Annotated in this window: 20 protein-coding genes and 1 pseudogene; 4 read left to right on the top strand and 17 right to left on the bottom strand. The window is 41.1% G+C overall.

The features are described 5' to 3' along the window. Positions 1-4: 4 nt before the first annotated feature. From HYI04_RS05820 to HYI04_RS05775, 10 genes are all read right to left on the bottom strand, one after another. Positions 5-373 (bottom strand): hypothetical protein, encoded by a 369-nt coding sequence (locus HYI04_RS05820; RefSeq protein WP_178895998.1) that lies wholly within the window; start codon positions 371-373, stop codon positions 5-7. Next, the gene (locus HYI04_RS05815; protein WP_178895997.1) at positions 370-621 is read right to left on the bottom strand and encodes a hypothetical protein; all 252 of its coding nucleotides are present in this window, start codon (positions 619-621) and stop codon (positions 370-372) included. The genes HYI04_RS05820 and HYI04_RS05815 overlap by 4 nt, the downstream gene beginning before the upstream one ends. A 2-nt stretch (positions 622-623) precedes the next feature. Next, positions 624-821: a hypothetical protein gene (locus tag HYI04_RS05810; protein WP_178895996.1), complete on the bottom strand. Its 198-nt coding sequence runs from the start codon at positions 819-821 to the stop codon at positions 624-626. After that, the gene (locus tag HYI04_RS05805) at positions 818-1,036 is read right to left on the bottom strand and encodes a helix-turn-helix domain-containing protein (RefSeq protein ID WP_178895995.1); all 219 of its coding nucleotides are present in this window, start codon (positions 1,034-1,036) and stop codon (positions 818-820) included. The genes HYI04_RS05810 and HYI04_RS05805 overlap by 4 nt, the downstream gene beginning before the upstream one ends. 2 nt (positions 1,037-1,038) lie before the next feature. Beyond that, positions 1,039-1,233: an AlpA family transcriptional regulator gene (locus HYI04_RS05800; RefSeq protein WP_256732929.1), complete on the bottom strand. Its 195-nt coding sequence runs from the start codon at positions 1,231-1,233 to the stop codon at positions 1,039-1,041. 271 nt (positions 1,234-1,504) lie between these two features. Further along, positions 1,505-2,236, bottom strand: a complete 732-nt coding sequence (locus HYI04_RS05795; RefSeq protein WP_178895993.1) for a hypothetical protein — start codon at positions 2,234-2,236, stop codon at positions 1,505-1,507. Positions 2,237-2,386: 150 nt separating this feature from the next. Further along, positions 2,387-3,577, bottom strand: a complete 1,191-nt coding sequence (locus HYI04_RS05790; protein WP_178895992.1) for a site-specific integrase — start codon at positions 3,575-3,577, stop codon at positions 2,387-2,389. 192 nt (positions 3,578-3,769) lie between these two features. Beyond that, positions 3,770-4,903: a glutamate 5-kinase gene (gene proB, locus HYI04_RS05785; RefSeq protein ID WP_005399671.1), complete on the bottom strand. Its 1,134-nt coding sequence runs from the start codon at positions 4,901-4,903 to the stop codon at positions 3,770-3,772. A gap of 26 nt (positions 4,904-4,929) precedes the next feature. Then, positions 4,930-6,144: an Obg family GTPase CgtA gene (gene cgtA, locus HYI04_RS05780; RefSeq protein WP_004980365.1), complete on the bottom strand. Its 1,215-nt coding sequence runs from the start codon at positions 6,142-6,144 to the stop codon at positions 4,930-4,932. Positions 6,145-6,546: 402 nt separating this feature from the next. Continuing rightward, a complete protein-coding gene (locus tag HYI04_RS05775; RefSeq protein ID WP_004980366.1) occupies positions 6,547-6,927 on the bottom strand; it encodes a helix-turn-helix domain-containing protein in 381 nt (126 codons plus the stop codon). A gap of 112 nt (positions 6,928-7,039) precedes the next feature. Here HYI04_RS05775 and HYI04_RS05770 point away from each other — a divergent pair, with 112 nt between their 5' ends. Further along, the gene (locus tag HYI04_RS05770) at positions 7,040-7,891 is read left to right on the top strand and encodes an SDR family oxidoreductase (protein WP_178895991.1); all 852 of its coding nucleotides are present in this window, start codon (positions 7,040-7,042) and stop codon (positions 7,889-7,891) included. A gap of 52 nt (positions 7,892-7,943) precedes the next feature. Here HYI04_RS05770 and HYI04_RS05765 read toward each other — a convergent pair. From HYI04_RS05765 to uvrB, 6 genes and pseudogenes are all read right to left on the bottom strand, one after another. Then, positions 7,944-8,623, bottom strand: a pseudogene (locus tag HYI04_RS05765) (hypothetical protein). An 8-nt stretch (positions 8,624-8,631) separates the two neighbouring features. Further along, positions 8,632-9,348, bottom strand: coding sequence for an MFS transporter (locus tag HYI04_RS05760; RefSeq protein WP_178895990.1), 717 nt, complete (start codon positions 9,346-9,348; stop codon positions 8,632-8,634). Between the two features lie 286 nt (positions 9,349-9,634). Then, positions 9,635-11,092: a glyceraldehyde-3-phosphate dehydrogenase gene (locus tag HYI04_RS05755; RefSeq protein ID WP_004980374.1), complete on the bottom strand. Its 1,458-nt coding sequence runs from the start codon at positions 11,090-11,092 to the stop codon at positions 9,635-9,637. A 323-nt stretch (positions 11,093-11,415) separates the two neighbouring features. Continuing rightward, a complete protein-coding gene (rarD, locus tag HYI04_RS05750) occupies positions 11,416-12,351 on the bottom strand; it encodes an EamA family transporter RarD (protein ID WP_178895989.1) in 936 nt (311 codons plus the stop codon). A 149-nt stretch (positions 12,352-12,500) separates the two neighbouring features. Next, entirely contained in the window at positions 12,501-13,085 is a 585-nt protein-coding gene (locus HYI04_RS05745) for a lipocalin family protein (RefSeq protein ID WP_005399678.1), read from the bottom strand. Positions 13,086-13,188: 103 nt separating this feature from the next. Next, the gene (gene uvrB / locus HYI04_RS05740) at positions 13,189-15,210 is read right to left on the bottom strand and encodes an excinuclease ABC subunit UvrB (protein WP_178895988.1); all 2,022 of its coding nucleotides are present in this window, start codon (positions 15,208-15,210) and stop codon (positions 13,189-13,191) included. 175 nt (positions 15,211-15,385) lie between these two features. Between uvrB and HYI04_RS05735 the strand changes: the two genes are divergently transcribed. The 3 genes from HYI04_RS05735 (at position 15,386) to HYI04_RS05725 (ending at position 18,826) form a co-directional block, all read left to right on the top strand. Beyond that, positions 15,386-16,177, top strand: a complete 792-nt coding sequence (locus HYI04_RS05735; RefSeq protein ID WP_178895987.1) for a hypothetical protein — start codon at positions 15,386-15,388, stop codon at positions 16,175-16,177. Positions 16,178-16,445: 268 nt separating this feature from the next. After that, entirely contained in the window at positions 16,446-17,153 is a 708-nt protein-coding gene (locus HYI04_RS05730) for a hypothetical protein (RefSeq protein WP_171056717.1), read from the top strand. A gap of 206 nt (positions 17,154-17,359) precedes the next feature. Continuing rightward, positions 17,360-18,826, top strand: a complete 1,467-nt coding sequence (locus tag HYI04_RS05725; RefSeq protein WP_010326449.1) for a sensor domain-containing diguanylate cyclase — start codon at positions 17,360-17,362, stop codon at positions 18,824-18,826. Between the two features lie 42 nt (positions 18,827-18,868). Here the strand turns inward: HYI04_RS05725 and HYI04_RS05720 are convergent, their stop codons facing one another. Beyond that, positions 18,869-19,048 carry a hypothetical protein gene (locus HYI04_RS05720; protein ID WP_004693646.1) on the bottom strand — a complete coding sequence of 60 codons (180 nt, stop codon included), beginning with the start codon at positions 19,046-19,048 and terminating at the stop codon, positions 18,869-18,871. Positions 19,049-19,271 lie beyond the last annotated feature (223 nt).

The following is a 19,271-nucleotide window of genomic DNA, read 5'->3' as shown; positions in this document are numbered from 1 at the left end:
CTACCTACTGCACACGGTTAAAATTGGTGTTGGGATTAATCAAAACCCCATCATTCGATAACCCGACCTTTTGGCGGTTATCCATCATCTGCAATAAATGCTGCTCTGCTTCTTCAAAGCTAATGCCAAAATGCTTTGCGATGTCCTCTAGGCGGTACATAGGCTCGCCGTCATCCGTGTAACCGCTTGGCGGTGGCAATAGGTTTAATTCCTTAGCCTTTTGGTGCATCTCCTCTTTGATATGCTCAGGCGTGTAGTGCATTGTTAAAATGAGTGCCTGCTCGGTGATGGGGTGGTCATCTCCGTATTGCTTCACCATTGCTTTGTAGTGGTCAAAGGCTTTGTGAAATTCAGGGTTTACATATTCAGTCATGCTGCCACCTCCTTAAAAAGTGCATCATTCAAGGTGGCAAGGCTGCCTAAATGTAGAATCAAAACATCCTTTGCATTTCCATCACTTAAAAGCTGCTTTCTTGCCTCGATAACGTCTGAAATATCGCCGTCCATGCCAGTGACTTTTAAGAATTTCATAGGTTCATCATTCAGGATTAAATCTGCTTCAATGTCGGCTTGATCTGTTGGGGAGAATGAAGCAAGGACGTAGGTATATAAATCTTTCATGCTTATAGCTCATCCTGAATAATCTCTAGGACTTCCGCCATACGTGCCTTGAGTTCTGACATTGAAAAAGTTTTGCCCTCCTCAATGTCAATAATTAAGCCAACTGCAATGTCGTAAATGTTGGCAAGCCGTAATTCATCATCTGTAAAAGGGAGGTCATCCACACCGCTTGCAGATTTAAAATCTATAATTTCGCTCATGCTGCCACCCCTTTAAGTTCATAACGTGCATGTCTGCCAGTGCTGCGACTGTTCTTTTCGTGATGGGTCACAATGTCATGCCCTTGTCTGCGTAAACGCTCGATATTCGCACTTAGACGGTAACAGTTATACAAACGCACAGCTTCAACGGCGGTGATGCTTCTACCGCTTTTAAGGTGGTTTAAAATGGTTTGGTCTTGAGTAACTTTGTTCATGGTCAAGCCTCCAATACAGCAATGTCGGCTTGTTCTTCAATCCATGCCTCAACCTCTGACATGCGCCATACAGTGACGTTGCTTGAGAGTTTTAGAGGCTTCGGAAATTTCCCCTCACGCACCCAAGTCCATATTGTTTTCTCGGTCACTGGTAACAATCCGACACGCTCAGGCTTGGCATTAACTTTGCGCTTCATGCCTGCGTTCTCGCCTGTCTTAATGGTGTAGATTTTTTCGGGGGTAGATGGTGCGCTCGCTAATTGTTTGATTCGAGCGTATTTTTCATGTGCTGACATATTGCACCCTTGCAAGTTGTAAAGCGTTATTGCTTGGGTGCATGAGAACAAAAGCTGATAGAGTGCCGTCAAACGTAAAAGGAGTGACAGCAAGATAAGTTAATTGCCATCACTCCATTTTAACCTATTGATTATTATTGTTTTATTCCAGTAACTACTTTGTTTATAAATATCACTTAATTTTCTTATTTCCGCCTAGCTTAGCAGTGGGGTGACGGCATATCCGATCAATAGCTTTTGCTATATATGGGTTGGCAATATCGGGGTAATTTTCTTTAATCCATCTTTCTATTTCTAGTTGTTTTTCAAATACCATATTTTCATCAGGTTTATAGCCACTCCAAAACCTATCAATAACGGCGTCAACAATTTCCAACAAAGGCGTTGTGTAGGTAGGCTCAGGCAATAAGCCTACATTGTTTTGTTGCACTGATTCATGTTGTTTGTATGTGACTGGTTGAGATTCAACAATAATAATATTTTGCAGATGTGGCTCAAGATAGCCATTCTTTTTCAGCCATTTATACAATTCATCTCTATGTATTTTTGTTTCACTCGCAATAATCGAGCCAACATCTTCTATGCTCACTCTTGCCTGTTCAACAACTTCATCCCATTGATTGTTATAGTCGCTGCGGTCAATTTTTATATATGGTGATTTTATTTCTTGAGTGCATATAGCCTCGATAATTGATCTTATGAGCATTAATGAATGTTGCCAATTTATAGGCTTTTCGCTAATCAGTTTTTCCCGCAATTGGTAATCATGCAGATGGTTGTATTCGCAAGGCTCTAATCCTGCCGTGAGTAAGCTAGCCTCAGCAATCGAAAATAATTTAACAGTGTTCCAGTGTGAAAAATCAGGGTTTCCTCTTAAATGATGCAATTCTTTTAATGTTGTCATTGTTATTCATACCTCCCACAGCATCCCCAAAAAAGCTGCTAAGCCAATCGGATTGGGTGTCCGACTTTCGGGAGCTAACCTAGACTTAGCAATCTGAATATAAGCGAAATGACAAGTTACTGCCAATCATTGAACGTCCTAGCTTGTCGCTTACACTGTCTTTTTAAATAAAATAATGTCGGGGTCATCCTCTTTGTGTAGGTGGTCGGCTAGTTCTTCAATGTCGGGGTTGTAATAGGTATTAATTAAAATACCAATGGTTTTATGACCTGTGATTTTTGCCAGTACCTCTACTGGGAGTTTTGCATTTTTAACCATCCGTGAAATAGCTTCATGTCGGGTGTCATGGAAAGTTAAGTCATTAATTTTTAATTTACCTTTCACCACTTGATTAAAATATGCTGACAATCCACCTCTACCCACTTCACCATCCCCCACCTTGCTTTTAACGGTACATACATCAGTTTCATCTATACCTCGCATATAACTTAGAAGCTCAATGGCTCGCTTAGATAGAGGGACTTTTCTAGCTGTACCGTTCTTTGTGAGTTCAAGCTCAACATGCTTGTCGTAAACGTCTGCCCACTTTAAGCCTGTTATCTCGCCTGCTCGCATCGCCGTTTCAATTGCAAAGAGAAATGCCCATGCGGTCTGCTGTTTTTTGGTGACTGGTTGAGAACGTCCATCATATTTGAATGCCTGCAAAATTTGGTCTATTTCATCTTGAGAGATACGTCTGTTTCTACTAGGTGACTGCTTCGGCTTGGCTATGTCGTCCAGTGGGGAGTTGGTCATAATTCTTAGTTCTTGTCGTGCATACTTAAATACAGCACTCAATAAGCCTAAATCTCTAGCTACTGTTGCGCCCTTAACCTTTTTCAGCCGTTCATCCCTAAATTGAATCATATCTAGCTGCCCCAGTTGGTTTACTGGTTTTTTCATCAATCGGGGAAATGATTTTATATAGTTACTCAAGATAATGGTTTCCACACGTCCACCCCTTTTGTGTGGTGTGACCTTTTCCATGTAAAGCCTTATCAAGTCGGCAAAACTCATCTCTGATAAATCTTTAATCTTTTCTTGTCGTTTTTGCTCAGTCGGGTTAATGCCCTCTGATATTTGTTTTTTTATCTCATCACGTCTTAAACGTGCATCTTTAGCATTCAGTACCTTTGGATATTCGCCTAGTGTGATGGTGTTTTTCTTTCCATCGAGCGTATATAGCACTTTCCAAGTTTTGCGACCTGTTGGGGAAACAAACAAGTACAGCATCTCGCTGTCATTGATTTTCTGTAATTTACTCGATGGCTTAATAGCATCTATCTGCAATTTAGACAGCATTATTATTTCCTCAATAATTCATACAATTAAGAGGCTTTAGAATTTATGGCGATTAATTTTTTTAACCTCCCATTTAACCTCCGTTTAACCTCTCATCGTAGTCTATTGCATGTTATTGCACTATACAACAAAAAGGCTCAATCCCTTACAGAATCAAGCCTTAGCGTTATGTTTGGTTATGGTGAGTTTTTGCTAGTATATTGCCATGTGGTTGCGATGAATCATCTCAAGTGAACGTGCTTCACCTAGAACTTGGTGAACTTTATCTGACGCCAAGCCCTTTACCAGCTCCGCAGAGCGCGAACTAAAGTTGACACGCCCGACCGCAACACGGCCACCTTGGATATCAACACATTCAACCACGTCACCGCGTTCAAAATGCCCTTCCACAGCTTTCACACCAACTGGAAGTAAACTACGATGATTATCTTTAATGGCTTTGACAGCACCATCATCCAACACTAAACGACCCGCAGTTTGTAAGTGAGCCGCCAACCACTGTTGATGAGCGGTAATGCGGTCATTATCTGTAATAAACAATGTCCCGAGCATTTCACCATCCATCAAACGCGCAAGCACATTGTCGCTTTCACCACTGGCAATCAGCGTTGGACAGCCAGACTTTGCAGCTAAGCGTGCAGCACGGACTTTGGTCAACATACCACCACGACCAAACTTGCCGCCACCGCCAGCCATATCAAACAAACTCTCATCTAGAGCACGCACAGTATGGAACAGTTTAGCGTCTGGATTTGAACGTGGATCTGAGTCGAACATACCTTGCTGATCAGTCAAAATAATTAACAAATCTGCATGGACTTGACCTGCAACCATCGCAGCAAGCGTGTCATTGTCACCAAAGCGAATTTCATCGGTCGAAACCGTGTCATTCTCGTTGATTACAGGAATGACATGCCATTCAATCAAGTTCTGTAAAGCGTCACACGAGTTCAAATAACGACGACGGTCTGCCAAATCATCATGGGTTAATAACACTTGCGCGGTCTGAATATGATGTTTTTCAAGCACACTTGACCACGTATGAATAAGGCCCATCTGACCAATGGCAGCACACGCCTGAAGACTGGGTAGATCGGTGGGTCGGCTGTCTAGCTTCATACGAACCATACCTTCAGCCACAGCTCCTGACGACACCAGAATAATCTCATGTCCTGCATTGTGTAGATCTGCAATTTGTTTCGCCCAATGCGAAATTGCATCTATATCTAGACCTTGCCCATTTGCTGTGAGTAAAGATGATCCGATTTTAACAACGATTCGTTTACAAGCTTCGAGCTTACGTTGCCCATCTACCACTTCTATCATCTTGTCCTCAGTTACTCATTACGAGCTTAACGTACGTAAAACACTTCCATTTCGCCGTCATCTTCATCATCGTCTTCATCATCATCAGCCAACAGGCCTGCAAGACGTTGTTGGCGACGCATTTCACGATATGCTTCTTTAGCGGCAATAGTTTGTTCGCGTGTTTCAGCTTCAAGCTGCTCACGGAATGCTTTCACTTCTGCTGCATAGTCAGGATCTTCAAGCTCACGTTCACGTTGTTGCTCAATTTGATCCATCAGGTAATAAACAACTGGTTTTGTCCCTTCAGACATCAAACCTGAAGTTTTAAATACAGGGCCATCCCACTGCATTTCATCTAAGATATGCTGACACCATTCATCACGCGTATCGTCTGCAAGTTGGTCAACTTTGTTTAACACTAGAACGATAGGTAACTTTGAAAGTGTCGGAGAGAATTTCTCTAATTCACCCAAGATCGCTTTTGCATTGTATGCAGGATCAGAACCATCAATCGGCTGAACATCCACAATGTGAAGCAAAATACGCGTACGCGCCAAGTGCTTTAAGAAACGAATACCAAGACCCGCACCTTCAGAAGCCCCTTCGATCAAGCCAGGAATATCCGCCATTACAAATGAACGGTGACTGTCTGCATCAACCACACCAAGGTTTGGAACCATCGTAGTAAACGGATAGTCTGCAACCTTAGGTTTTGCTGCTGATACGGCACGAATAAACGTCGATTTACCTGCGTTTGGCATACCTAGTAAGCCAACATCGGCCAGTACTTTTAGCTCTAAGCGAATTTCACGGAATTCGCCTTTAAAACCATGGGTACACTTACGTGGCGAACGATTCGTCGATGATTTAAAGTGAGTATTACCCAAACCACCATCACCACCCGCTGCGACAAGCACACGCTGACCACTTTCAACTAAGTCGCCAATAATGTCACCTGAGTCAGTATCAACAATGGTTGTACCTACAGGAACCTTTAATACGGTGTCTTCACCACCACGGCCTGCGCAGTTCGCGCCACGACCATTTTTAGCTCGCTCCGCACGGAAGCGGCGAGTATAACGAAAGTCTACAAGGGTACTGGTATTATCATCAGCTTCGATAAATACGCTACCACCACGACCACCATCACCACCGTCTGGACCACCAAAAGGTACGAATTTTTCACGGCGAAAACTGGCTACGCCATTGCCACCGTCGCCAGCCTCTACGGTAATGACTGCTTCATCAACAAAGCGCATGCTGCCAATCCTCTAAATACTTTAAAACCGCATATTCTGCCATATTTTACAAAATTTCTCGAATAGAATTATTCAGCGAAACATGAAATTTAGTCACAAAAATACCAAAATCTAATTTTTTGACACTTTTCACCTGATTTTCTTCATTTTTAATTTAAATGTGCTGACCACTTAGTTGTTAGGTCACTCTTCGACTCATTTTATTCAATCCTACTCAACTTTTACTTTCAAAAAGGATTTTCACATCAAAATAGCGCACTAAAAAAGTAGATTGTTTGATCACAAGACTTTTTCACAGCCAGAAATTCGAATCAGCTCTAATCCACTTCCGCACTCCTGAGGAATTCACTATTAAAGCGCAATTAAGGATTATCACAATCAATCCACAATACTTGTCATCTTTTATTTTAAAGCTGCTACTCGCTCCTTGCTTTCTAGAATTTCAGGCAAACTTTTTTCAATCCACCCAATCAAATACATGGTTTTCTCAGCGGCTTGAGAACCCAAGATCGTCAATTGGTACTCTACTTTGGGCGGCACCACAGGATAGACCGTCCGTAGAATAAAGCCATCATGCTCAAGAGTTTTAAGCGTCTGAGAAAGCATTTTCTCACTCACCCCTTCTATACGCTGCTTGAGCTCACTAAAACGATGTACGCCATCACTTAAACAGCGCAACACCAGTACCGACCATTTACTCGTAAGATGCTCCAAAATTTCACGAGACGGACACTCCGTGGATAAAACTTGACCTAACAATTTGCTTGTCGCATAGGTGTGCATCATTTCTCTCCATTTGGTTTATTACTTACTTTTTGGTATGTACTTACATTTAGTAAGTTAACAGATTAAGATAGAACCATCAAGTATAGAAAACAACCAACATAGGTGAATTATGAAAATTGCAATCACAGGCGCAACAGGACAACTTGGTAACCTCGTTATAGAGCAACTTTTGCAGTTGACTGCTGCCCAGAATATTGTTGCGCTGGTTCGTAATGTAGATAAAGCTGAACATTTCAAAGCCAAAGGTCTTGAGCTTCGTGAGTTTGATTATGACCGCCCTGAAACATTAGTTCCTGCTCTATCGGGAATAGATAAGTTATTACTCATTTCAGCCAATGAAATTGGTCGCCGTACACCTCAACACCAAGCAGTGATTGATGCTGCGAAAGTAGCAGGCGTACCTTATCTTGCTTATACCAGCTTACTACGTACAGACACATCCCCGCTCGGCTTAGCCCAAGAACACCGTGAAACCGAAAAACTAATTCAAGACAGTGGAATCACTTATACCTTCTTAAGAAATAACTGGTATAGCGAAAACTACCTTGCAGGTGTTGCTCACACCATTGAAATTGGGACGCTTTTTGGCGCAGCTCAAGATGGTCGAATTAGCTCAGCATCACGTATAGATTATGCTGAAGCTGCAGCCAAAGTCTTAACTTCAACAGGTCATGAGAATAAAACCTATGAATTGGCAGGCTCTGAAAGTTTGACTAAAGCTCATTTGGCTCAATTCATCAGTCAGGCAACACATAAGCCAGTCATCTATCAAAATTTGTCTGCCGATGACCTGCGTCAAGGCTTAATTCAAGCCAGCCTCCCAGCACACTTGATTGATGTGATTGTGGATGCCGATGTGCAGACCGCCAAAGGCGCGATGTACAGCAACAGTAAAGACTTAGAACAATTGATTGGACATAAGACCACCAGCATTCAAGATGCAATCAAAGCAGCACTTTAAGCCACTCATTTAATCTCCGCATTCAAACACTACCAATCATTGGTGGCGTTTTTTATGGATGAATGTTCTTCACAGGTAGTGTCATATTCATCTCCAAGTTCGCTGTCGTACTCCGCTCCGTGTTATACATGGTGGCATTGAAGCTTGCTATTTTTCGCATAGTCATTGGATCATTCAAATTAAGCTGTGGCGCAAACTGATGCAACACATACAGTCGTACTTGCTCATTGAACTCAAAATAGACCAAGCCATTAAACATAATTTTGATCGGAATCTGATAGTCTTGCTTTAAATGAAATGGCACAGCCAGTTTAATCGGAATATCCAAAGTGAGTGGAAACTTAGGCAACAGTTTATTTTGATAAATTAGATCTGTAGTTGTCTCCAACGGCATGTTCTCATCAATGAGTACCTCGGTTTGATAATCAACAGATACTGAAACGGGTACTTCTACTTCAAACTCTAAATTTGCCAAATATTTCCCTGTCAAAGGTAGGTTGATTTTCTGATCGATTTTCAGTTGTGTATCTAAAGTCCCAACGGATTGGGTTTCTAAATAATTACCCATTTGGATTTTTGTCGGTAAGGAGTCTGATAGTTGAATTTGGGCTTCACTCGCAGACACTTGCATACTGCTTGAATATTCAGGTACAACCAAAACAGCGCACCCACTAAAATTACAACGCACACAAAACTCAGTACAAGCCGCTTCGCAGACTGGAATATCCACATACTCCCCCCTATGGCTTCACGTGTTCTTGAGGTAGAGGTTTTTCACGCAGTAATTGCAAGCTATTAAGTGGAATTTTCAACTCACCCTGCTTGATTTCAATTGGTAATGTATTTTGCACATCCACCGAAGCGTTCAACGCCGTTTTAATGGGAACGTTTAAATGTCCCTGTATTGGAATATTGGTCTTAACCACTGTATTTACTGGAATATGTAGGTTTTCTTTCAGTACAGTTTTCACAGGTGCATCAAACTTGAGGTGTACCTGCTGTTCAAGCGGCACATCGATATGAATCGGCACATCCAGCTGAATAGGAATATTGCCTTTTAAAGGCAAAGTCACATCTCGCCCCATGACTTTCACCTGTACCTTGGTATCTACAGGCATGTTCTGATTAATTTTCAAGGTTTCACGCACTGGAATGGTGGTTTTAATCGGAACCTGATTATCAAAATACACTCGTGGAATTAGCGTTTGGGTCAGTGGAATATTCAGGTTTTCACGGATCGGAATTTCTGCATTGACGCGCCCTGTGATATCAACATCTAAGGCATCATGAATTTTAACCTCAGCTTGTAAAGGCTCTTGCAGATCAATACTGACTTTTTGATTTTCTAAGGGAATATAAATATTAAAGTGTTTAAACATCCAAATAGCGATAAGCACACCGCATACAGATGCCAACACAATGAATGCCAATCCACTTAGCACATGCTTCACTTGCAAATTCAAATTCCTTTTGTTTTATTTTCTTTTATCTGACAAATATCATCCGGTTGTCAGCTTAGAAAGTCATTGGGGGCGGTATACCAACCAGACTCTATAATTTTTATCACCCTATTCTACACAGTATTCTAATTATTCTAAGTAAATTAGTAGGGATTAAACATTGGCAACTCTTAGCACTCAAGCTAATACTTATGTCACCCCAACGCACCTGATTGGCCTCATCCACAACAACAGCGCAAAAAAAAGAGCCTCAATTGAGGCTCTTTTTAGTCGCTATTACAAATTATGCATTTGTTTCAGCTGGAATTTTTGGATAGCTTACGCCGCCCATTTGCTCTGCAATACGTAAAACTTGGCAGCTATAACCTACTTCGTTATCGTACCAAACATATGCAGTTAAACGGTTGCCCGAAGTGATTGTTGCTTGCGCGTCAAATACACCTGCTGTACGCGAACCGATAAAATCAGATGATACAACTTCAGTCGAGTTGGTATAACCGATCTGACCTTGAAGGCTAGAGCTGATTGAAATTTTACGAATGTATTCGTTCACTTCATCACGATCAACTTCTTTATCTAAAGTTAAGTTCAAAATCGCAAGTGAAACGTTTGGTGTTGGAACACGTACAGAGTTACCTGTCAGTTTACCTTGAAGTGCTGGAAGTGCTTTCGCAACTGCTTTCGCCGCACCAGTTTCAGTAATTACCATGTTTAACGTTGCAGCACGACCACGACGGTCTGCTTTATGGTAGTTGTCGATTAAGTTCTGGTCGTTTGTAAACGAGTGAACTGTTTCAACGTGACCATTCAACACTGTGTATTTGTCATGCAATACTTTAAGTGTTGGTGTAATTGCGTTGGTTGTACAGCTTGCAGCAGAGATAATGGTATCTTCATCAAGAATGTCTGCTTGGTTCACACCAAACACCACGTTCTTCATGTCGCCTTTACCTGGTGCAGTCAAGATCACACGTGCAGCGCCTGGGCACTTAAGGTGTTGAGCAAGACCTTCAGCATCACGCCATTTACCCGTGTTGTCGATCACTAACGCATTGCTAATACCATAATCGGTATAATCAACTTCAGTTGGGTTCGACGCATAAATCACTTTGATGAATTGACCGTTGGCAATGATTGCTTCGTTTTCTTCATCAACAGAAATCGTACCAGAGAATGGACCATGGATTGAGTCACGGCGTAATAAAGACGCACGTTTTTCCAAATCACCATCAGATGACTTACGAACCACAATCGCTTTTAGGTTCAAACCACGACCAAGACCAGACTGACCAATCATTAAACGTGCAAGAATACGACCGATACGACCAAAACCGTAAAGGACAACGTCACGACCTTCTACTGAAGTCGCACGACCTTCTACAGATTTAACAGCGGCTGCAACAAATGCATCAACATCGCCACCTTGCTCTTTAAATGCAACGGCTAATTTGCCTAGATCAATTTCAGCAGTACCGATATTTTCAATTTTAGCCAACGCTTCAAGAATTGGGAACGTGTGTACAACTGAAAGCTCAACGTCCATCATACGAGTGAAACGGTGCGCTTTTAAAATTTGGATAACTGAACGGTTAACTAAAGAACGTCCAAACACTGAAACCACAATATTTTTTTCACGGTAAAGCTGACCGATCAAAGCGATCATTTGTTCCGCGATTTCTTCACGGTTTTTCCAGCGACCTTGGTGTTCTGCGTGTAGGGCGATGATAGTCTCTTTGCTCACAGATACGTCCTCTAATTAATTTAATCTAAGCATAAATTTTAAAACCCAACAATTGTAAAGGATTTAGCGCCAAGTTTGAATCGAAAGCTGTAAATGCATGATGTTTTTTGTCGTATATTCATTATTAATTTAAGAAATGATTGCATTTAGTCTTATGATTTTGCAGTATAAAAATTAAAAAAATATTTTTTTAGATAAAAAATAAACAGTTACGCAAATGATCTTTTATCAAACAGTCAACTATTCTAAAAGGGCAAGAAACAAATCAGGAACTTGCTTATTGCCCAAATTGCAGCGCAATGACAGCTCCGAACATCATCAAATTAGTCTGAATGTTGCTTTTTTTCAAAATGCTCAATATTTCGTTCGAGCTGTTTTTTATTTTGTTGCTGTTTATATAAATGCAACACACCTTCAATAATAAGCAATAAGACTGCGAACCAAATTGGAATATAGGTAAACCACTCACCTGCCTCTATACGCTCTCCCATGGCAACTGATGCTCCTGCTAATAAAACAGGCTCCAAATAACTCAGCAAACCAAAGATCACAAAAGGTAAATAACGACTCGCGAGTATATAACTTCCGAGTCCCATTGCACTTAAGAAACCCAGTCCGATGACCGCCAAAATCAGATGTGGAAACTGTTGTATCAAAGCCAAACTATCGCTATGCACAAAGCCCAAATAAAACGCGACAGGTAAAATTAAAAACAGATCCCACCAGAAGCCACCCAAATGATCCGTTTTACAAACACGGCGCAGGAAGAAATACAAAGGATAAGCCAAAGCGATATAAACCGTTTCCCATGCCATGCTACCAATACGCCAAATTTCATGTCCCACCCCAAGCACAGCAAAGGCTACCGCGGCCATTTGCCAGCGGGATAGTTTTTCCTTGTAAAGGATGCAACCAACCAACACCATGACCAAAGGCAGTAAAAAATAGCCGAGTGATACTTGTAGACCACGACCATTCATGGGCCCCCATAAAAATAGCCACAACTGCGTGGTACATAAAACCGAACTAAACAATAACCAAGCAATCATCCAAGGTTGTTTAAACATACGCTTAAACAACTCCGAAATGAGTTTTAAATCGCCACTCCACCACATGAATGCGGTTAAAAAGGGTAAGGTCGAAAGCATACGCCAAGCAAAAGTTTGCTCACTATCTAAGGGCTTTAAAAAAAAGGTATAAAAATACAAAACTCCAAAAGTGACGGATGCTAAAACCGATAGTGCAACACCTTTATACATCCTTCACTCCACATTGATTTACACGATTTTTTGATAGGCTCCAATTATAAAGCGTTCGACTGTATAAAGCTTTATTATTCAAGTTTTAAAATACGTATATGAAACTAAAAAAGCCATGCTTCAGCATGGCTTTCAAGGCTTAATAGATTTTACTTTTGCAATTGCTTGGTATGAATCAGATCATTCAAATCATAACCCACTGACTTTGCATATTCTAAGTATTCATTAATGACTTTTTGGTCTGGTTGAGGCGAACGAGAAAGCACCCACATATATTTACGGCGTGGCTCACCCACTAAAACCGTTTGATAGTCATCATCAATTTTTAAAATCCAATAATCCCCGCGTGCCACAGGTAACCAACGCACCACCTCGGGTAAAAAACTCACTTTCAACTTACTATTAAAAGGTGGGTTTTGTACAAATGCTTCACCTATGGACTGCATCAGCTTGCCATCTTGAGCATAACAGCGGTTATCTACTGTCACATTGCCATTTTCATTCAGGGTATAGGTAGCCGAGACATTACTTCCGCATTTATTTTGGAAGTACATGGGCTTACGTGCAATTTCGTACCAAACACCCAAATAACGGTCTAATTCAACCTTATCCACCACGGCTAAGGGTTTGCTCTGGGCATAAGCCATGGTTGCCATGCCTAACCCGACTAAAACAGCACCACCTACAGCAATTTTGGCAAGCGTAAAACCCGCCTTTGGAAGATTTGCAGACATAAACTGTACCTTTAATATTTCAGAATTTATGATCTAAAAATAAACATCTCTTTAAAAAATAATGCTTTCTGCCCAAATTACTGTAGCGTTATGTAAATGCAACTTAGGTTAGAAGTTGTGCTTTTAAGCGCAAAATTTCATCTCGCAGACGTGCAGCTTGCTCAAACTGTAGCTCTTTAGAAGCTTTTAACATTTCTTTTTCCAGCTTGCTTAAGTGCTTGGCAAGAAGTTTCGGATCGGACAGCAAATGCTGCTCATCTGCACTGAGCGTTTGGTGTTGATCTGTGATACCACTTTCAACTTGATCGTCTGTAAGCACTTCACCTGTATCAATATCCTTTTTATTTTGTCTGATGGTGCTACGCGGAATAATGCCATGCAGCTCATTAAAAGCCATTTGTTTTTCACGACGGCGGGCAGTTTCATCGATGGCTTTTTGCATCGAATCGGTAATCCGATCACCATATAAAATCGCTTTGCCTTTTACATTACGCGCTGCACGACCAATGGTTTGAATCAAAGAGCGCTCAGAACGCAAGAAACCCTCTTTGTCCGCATCCAAAATCGCCACCAAAGACACTTCAGGCATGTCCAAGCCTTCACGCAGTAAGTTAATCCCGACGAGGACATCATAGACACCCGAACGTAAGTCATGAATAATTTTCACCCGTTCAACGGTATCAATATCTGAGTGCAGATAGGCAACCTTGACGCCATATTCTTTTAAGTACGAACTTAAATCTTCTGCCATACGTTTGGTTAAGGTGGTAACCAAAACGCGCTCATCTAGATCTTTACGGATATTGATCTCAGACAAGACATCATCAACTTGAGTCAATACCGGACGCACTTCAATTTCGGGGTCAATCAACCCTGTAGGACGAACCACCTGCTCGGCCACTTGTTCGGCTTTTTCAAGCTCGTATTTGGCTGGTGTGGCACTGACATAAATTGTAGCTGGGGTAATCCGCTCCCACTCTTCAAACTGCATTGGACGGTTATCTAGAGCACTAGGGAGACGGAAACCATAATTCACCAAGTTTTCTTTACGCGAACGGTCACCTTTATACATCGCGCCAATTTGCGGCACAGTCACGTGTGACTCATCAATAATCAGTAAGGCATCGTCAGGAACATAATCAAATAAGGTTGGCGGCGCTTCGCCCGCAGGACGACCTGACAAATGACGTGAATAGTTTTCAATACCGTTGGTATAGCCCAACTGCTGCATCATTTCCAAATCATAACGGGTACGTTGTTCAATTCGCTGTGCTTCAAGCAATTTGTCATGTGCACGGAAGAATCCTAAACGATCTTTTAACTCTTCACGAATCGTCCCAATAGCGCGTTCTAAATTATCTTTCGGTGTTACATAGTGACTTTTTGGATAAATGGTTACACGCGGAACTTTACGTACCAGTTTGCCTGTCAGTGGATCAAACCAACGAATCGAATCGACTTCATCATCAAACAACTCAATCCGAATTGCGTGCTGGTCCGATTCCGCAGGGAAAATATCAATAATTTCCCCACGAATACGATAGGTACCGCGTAAAAACTCAAGCTCATTACGGCTATACTGCATTTCCACCAAACGACGAATGATGTCATCACGCGCAATACGATCACCCTGTACAATATGTAGCAACATGCTCATATAGGCATTGGGATCACCCAAACCATAAATAGCAGAAACTGAAGCAACAATAATTGCATCGCGACGTTCTAAGAGCGACCGTGTTGCAGATAAACGCATTTGGTCAATGTGGTCATTGATCGCTGAATCTTTTTCAATAAATGTGTCTGAAGATGGCACATAGGCTTCGGGTTGGTAATAGTCATAATAACTGACAAAATATTCGACGGCATTGTTCGGAAAGAAAGATTTGAACTCACCATAAAGCTGTGCGGCTAAGGTTTTATTATGTGCCATGACAATGGTCGGACGTTGCGTCCGCGCAATCACGTTGGCCATGGTATAGGTTTTACCTGAACCCGTAACCCCAAGTAACAACTGGTCGTGATAGCCCTTTTCTATTCCAGCAACAAGCTTTTCGATGGCTTGCGGCTGATCACCTGCGGGTTGGTAATTGGTGACTAAATCAAAAGGTTGTTTCTCACTCACAGACATATCCCAAGATTTGCTTCTTCAACCGACTATTTTAACAGATTCAATCCCGAGCAATTCTTGCTTTTAGATTTTTAATGTAATTTACTGAAAATATTACAAAGATTTTTCACTTGACCCCCCCGTATTTCAAGGGCAACATGAAGTGAAGAAGAGCGAAAAATCAGAGCCTATGACTTACCAATATCATGACGAAAGCATCGTCAAAAACCTAGATGAACATACCGTATTTGTGTTTGGTAGTAACATGGCAGGTCAACATGCGGATGGCGCTGCCCGAACTGCACTTGAGCACTTTGGCGCAATAAAAGGCGTCGGACGTGGATGGTCAGGGCAAAGTTATGCCATTCCCACTATGAACGAACACTTACAACAAATGCCGCTCTCGCAAATTCAACACTATATTGATGACTTTAAAATCTATACCAAAAATCATCCTAAAATGACTTACTTTCTAACCTCTATTGGCTGCGGTATTGCGGGGTATAAAGTTGAAGAAATTGCTCCTATGTTTAAAGGCATTTCTCATAATGTTATTTTCCCCGCATCATTTCGCCCATTTGTGGAAAGGACACTACCACGTCTAAATAAAAAGTTTTTGCATACCATTTTTAATGATGCCGTGATTTTCAGCACTCAAAATGATGACATGCTGATTCAACATTTGGCCTTAACCGATAATGAAAAAAGTTTAGCCAAAATTATTCTCAACACACGCATGTATCCAACCGACAGTAATGGCCGTGATCGTGTGTTTGAAATTGAAGATATTTTACATGCGCTGTCTGGGAAAATATTTGATTTTGAGACCAATGCTGAGGGACGCATGCTTTTTGGTGGTGCCATTCTAGCGCTGTTGGAACTTTATAATATCAATGAACAAGACTTCATTGAGGTTTGGCAAGGCACACGAGAAATCGCACCACCGAAGCCCGAACATCGTGCGCGGAAAGCCTCTCGTTGAAACCCATCTTTCAAACCCCAAAAGCCAACTCTATGAGTTGGCTTTTTAGTTAAAAATAATAGAGTTGTTGAAATCTTCCCTACCCCCCAATCGCCAACTACTACAAAAAATGTGACGGTATTGTTCCTGCTTTTCCCTTTTTAACTTTTAAAGGTTCACTTACACTCTGAATCATAATCATACTTTTCAAAAACTTAAATAAATCATGAAAACAAATAGACAACTTGAAGCCTTAAAATCCAAAAGAAACAAGCATGCACTTTTCAGTATGGCTATTGCCGTTGTCATGCTGATTGCATTTTATCAACTGCCTCAATTTCAGGATTTTAGTTTTATAAATCTATCCCCAGTCTACTTTATCTTCATTGTATGCTTATCCTTCCTCAAAAAGACAAAGAACGAACAACCGAAAAAGAACAACCTCCTCTTAAATATTTTATTCATGACGGCACCCTTCTTCATCATTAATGTTTTTGCACTTTCCAGTCTCAGCAAATTTACTGACTATTCGGCTGTACGTATTGCAAAACATATACCTAACCCACAACACATCGAGGGCCAAATTCGGTTAAATAGCTACACTGTGGGCTCTGGGCGTAATAAATCACACTATGAAGATATTGTATTAAATGAAGCTTCTCAGCAGCAACCACTAAGACTGGTTTGTAATTTCATGGATCGCTTTAAAAGCTGCCCGCTATTAGAAGACCTTCAACAACAAAAGGTTAGTATCCGTTATTACACAGACAACCGTCAGTTTATCTACCCAGAAGTTTTAGTGTTATCGGTCACAGCAGACAACACAACCATCAGCAGCCAAGACTTCATGCAGATCTATCAACAACAACGAAAGAATTTTTTGATTTATTTATTCTTCATGGTATTGATTCCAAACCTATTGGTAATCAATTTATTTTGGCGCGACCATCAATATCAACAATCACAAACTTTTCGCTATCGACCTCAAAGCATTTAGCGCTTATCGCTATCAGCATAAACGCTCTTTAAGCTCCAAAACCATTGGAGCTTATGCACTTTCTATGCGCAATCAATATGCATTTTTTGACTAAATCCCCCATAAACTCACATAAATTTTAAAAATAACTTTTTTTATCACATTATTTTAAAAAGTTTTTTTAGCGCTTATACTGCTTTAAATTCCAACATAAAAACGAGATATAAATGCAATTATTGGACTCTCCTATTTTTGAATTATCTCCCATTGCCATGTGGTTAGAAGACTTTAGTGAAGTACAAAAACAATTTGATCTTTGGCGGAGTGAAGGTGTTGAAGATATTGCGTCTTTTCTGTTGGAAGACAAATCACGTATTTTAAGTTGTGCGCATAAAATTAAAGTCCTGCATGTCAACCCGCAAACCTTAAAACAATTTGAAGCCGAAAGTTTTGAAGATTTAACTGCGAACCTTGCGCAAATTTTTAAAGCAGATATGTCAAGCACTCATTTAAATGAGCTGGTCGCGCTTTGGAATGGTGAGACCTTATTTGAAAACACTGCCGTAAACTATACGCTTACAGGTCATCGCCTTGACATTCGCCTGCGCGGGACAGTACTTCCTGGTCATGAACACGATCTTTCATTGGTTCTGATCAGCACGGAAGACATCACGCCTTATGCCAATGCACAACGCTTAGAAGAAAAAAGTCGTTTAATTGCTGAAGCACGTTTTCAATACTCGCCTACTTCGCTTTGGGTTGAGGACTTTAGCCGAGTCAAAGCACGTTTAGATCATTTACGTCGTTTGGGGATCAGTGACTTTAAAACTTTCCTTGATGTCCACAATGACTTTATTAATGAATGTCTCAGAGACATCATGGTTACCGATGTCAACCAAGCTACACTCGATTTGTTTGCTGCACGTGACAAAGACCATTTACTTAAAAATTTGCATAAAGTCTTTCAGAACGCAACCCAACAGACCTTTCGACATCAGCTGCTCGAACTGTGGGATGGCAATATTCAACATAACTGCGAAGCAGTCAATTATGCACTCGATGGAAGTATTCGCCATGTGTTGTTGCATTTTGCCGTGTTTCCAGGCTTCGAAGACGATTGGGGTATGGTACAACTGGCGCTCACTGATATTACTGCGCGCAAAAAAGCCGAAAATTATCTTGAGTATTTGGCCAAGCATGATGTCTTAACCAAACTTTATAACCGCTCTTTCTACAGCACCGAAATCAACAGACTTGAGCGCAACAACCTACGTCCTGTGTCTTGTATTTTCCTAGATATGAATGGCTTAAAAGCTATCAATGATAACCTTGGTCATGATCAAGGCGATAGCTTATTACGCCGTATGGGTAATACCCTGAATCAGTTAATTGAAAATACCCAATACTCTGCTTCAAGGATCGGTGGTGATGAATTCGTGGTGCTATTACCTGCCGCCGATGAAGCCGCATTGAACCATTGTATTGAAAGTTTGCATGAGCTTTTAATGGTAGATAACCAATTTAATAATCATCAACCGATTAGTGTGTCGATTGGCACTGCTACCAGCCAGCCAAATGAGCGGGTTGAAGATATACTTAAACGTGCCGACACTGCGATGTATGAACACAAAAAAACCTACTATGCACAAAATGATCGACGGGTTAGCAATTACAACCCAGCGAATGATCAATAAAAAAGCGCCCTAACCAGGGCGCTTTTTTATTTCAATGGCGAATTAACGTTTACCCATTGAACGACGGGTGCCACGTGGTGGCATCCAAGTACGATCTGCATATTGTTCAGGTTTTGGACGAACCTGATTATGTGCAACATCGTCAGCACTTTGTTCTGCATTTGGCATTGGGAATGGGAGATTCACCAAAGGTTTTTTTGAAGTAGGCTGTTGCTTACTCATGACCATCACTCTCATCAAATTGCGCTTATTTTAAAGTTTTTTTCATAAAGATGCGAGAAACTTCCTAATTCTGTACATTTTTGAAATCATTAGGGTGTGTTGACACTTTTAGCTTAAAAAAATAGCGAAGTAGTAAAATCAAATCGCCAAACCCAATTTTACTATTCGCTATGCCTCGTACCATGCTGACAGATCAACACTGGCAAAAGTTGAAAGTTATTCT

It is taken from the genome of Acinetobacter sp. SwsAc2, assembly GCF_013391465.1.
In the GTDB taxonomy this organism is placed as follows: Bacteria; Pseudomonadota; Gammaproteobacteria; order Pseudomonadales; family Moraxellaceae; genus Acinetobacter; species Acinetobacter johnsonii.
The sequence above is the reverse complement of the archived record's forward strand: the minus strand, read 5'-3'. Positions and strand labels throughout refer to the sequence as shown.

Bases quoted from the DNA above. Each gene is read 5' to 3' on its own strand.
- proB (WP_005399671.1), bottom strand. From the start codon at position 4,903: ATGATAGAAGTGGTAGATGGGCAACGTAAGCTCGAAGCTTGTAAACGA.
- HYI04_RS05770 (WP_178895991.1), top strand. From the start codon at position 7,040: ATGAAAATTGCAATCACAGGCGCAACAGGACAACTTGGTAACCTCGTT.
- rarD (WP_178895989.1), bottom strand. From the start codon at position 12,351: ATGTATAAAGGTGTTGCACTATCGGTTTTAGCATCCGTCACTTTTGGA.
- HYI04_RS05725 (WP_010326449.1), top strand. From the start codon at position 17,360: ATGCAATTATTGGACTCTCCTATTTTTGAATTATCTCCCATTGCCATG.
- HYI04_RS05815 (WP_178895997.1), bottom strand. From the start codon at position 621: ATGAAAGATTTATATACCTACGTCCTTGCTTCATTCTCCCCAACAGAT.
- HYI04_RS05735 (WP_178895987.1), top strand. From the start codon at position 15,386: ATGACTTACCAATATCATGACGAAAGCATCGTCAAAAACCTAGATGAA.
- HYI04_RS05805 (WP_178895995.1), bottom strand. From the start codon at position 1,036: ATGAACAAAGTTACTCAAGACCAAACCATTTTAAACCACCTTAAAAGC.
- HYI04_RS05820 (WP_178895998.1), bottom strand. From the start codon at position 373: ATGACTGAATATGTAAACCCTGAATTTCACAAAGCCTTTGACCACTAC.
- cgtA (WP_004980365.1), bottom strand. From the start codon at position 6,144: ATGCGCTTTGTTGATGAAGCAGTCATTACCGTAGAGGCTGGCGACGGT.
- HYI04_RS05810 (WP_178895996.1), bottom strand. From the start codon at position 821: ATGAGCGAAATTATAGATTTTAAATCTGCAAGCGGTGTGGATGACCTC.
- HYI04_RS05745 (WP_005399678.1), bottom strand. From the start codon at position 13,085: ATGTCTGCAAATCTTCCAAAGGCGGGTTTTACGCTTGCCAAAATTGCT.
- HYI04_RS05795 (WP_178895993.1), bottom strand. From the start codon at position 2,236: ATGACAACATTAAAAGAATTGCATCATTTAAGAGGAAACCCTGATTTT.
- HYI04_RS05730 (WP_171056717.1), top strand. From the start codon at position 16,446: ATGGCTATTGCCGTTGTCATGCTGATTGCATTTTATCAACTGCCTCAA.
- HYI04_RS05790 (WP_178895992.1), bottom strand. From the start codon at position 3,577: ATGCTGTCTAAATTGCAGATAGATGCTATTAAGCCATCGAGTAAATTA.
- HYI04_RS05775 (WP_004980366.1), bottom strand. From the start codon at position 6,927: ATGCACACCTATGCGACAAGCAAATTGTTAGGTCAAGTTTTATCCACG.
- HYI04_RS05720 (WP_004693646.1), bottom strand. From the start codon at position 19,048: ATGAGTAAGCAACAGCCTACTTCAAAAAAACCTTTGGTGAATCTCCCA.
- HYI04_RS05800 (WP_256732929.1), bottom strand. From the start codon at position 1,233: ATGAAGCGCAAAGTTAATGCCAAGCCTGAGCGTGTCGGATTGTTACCA.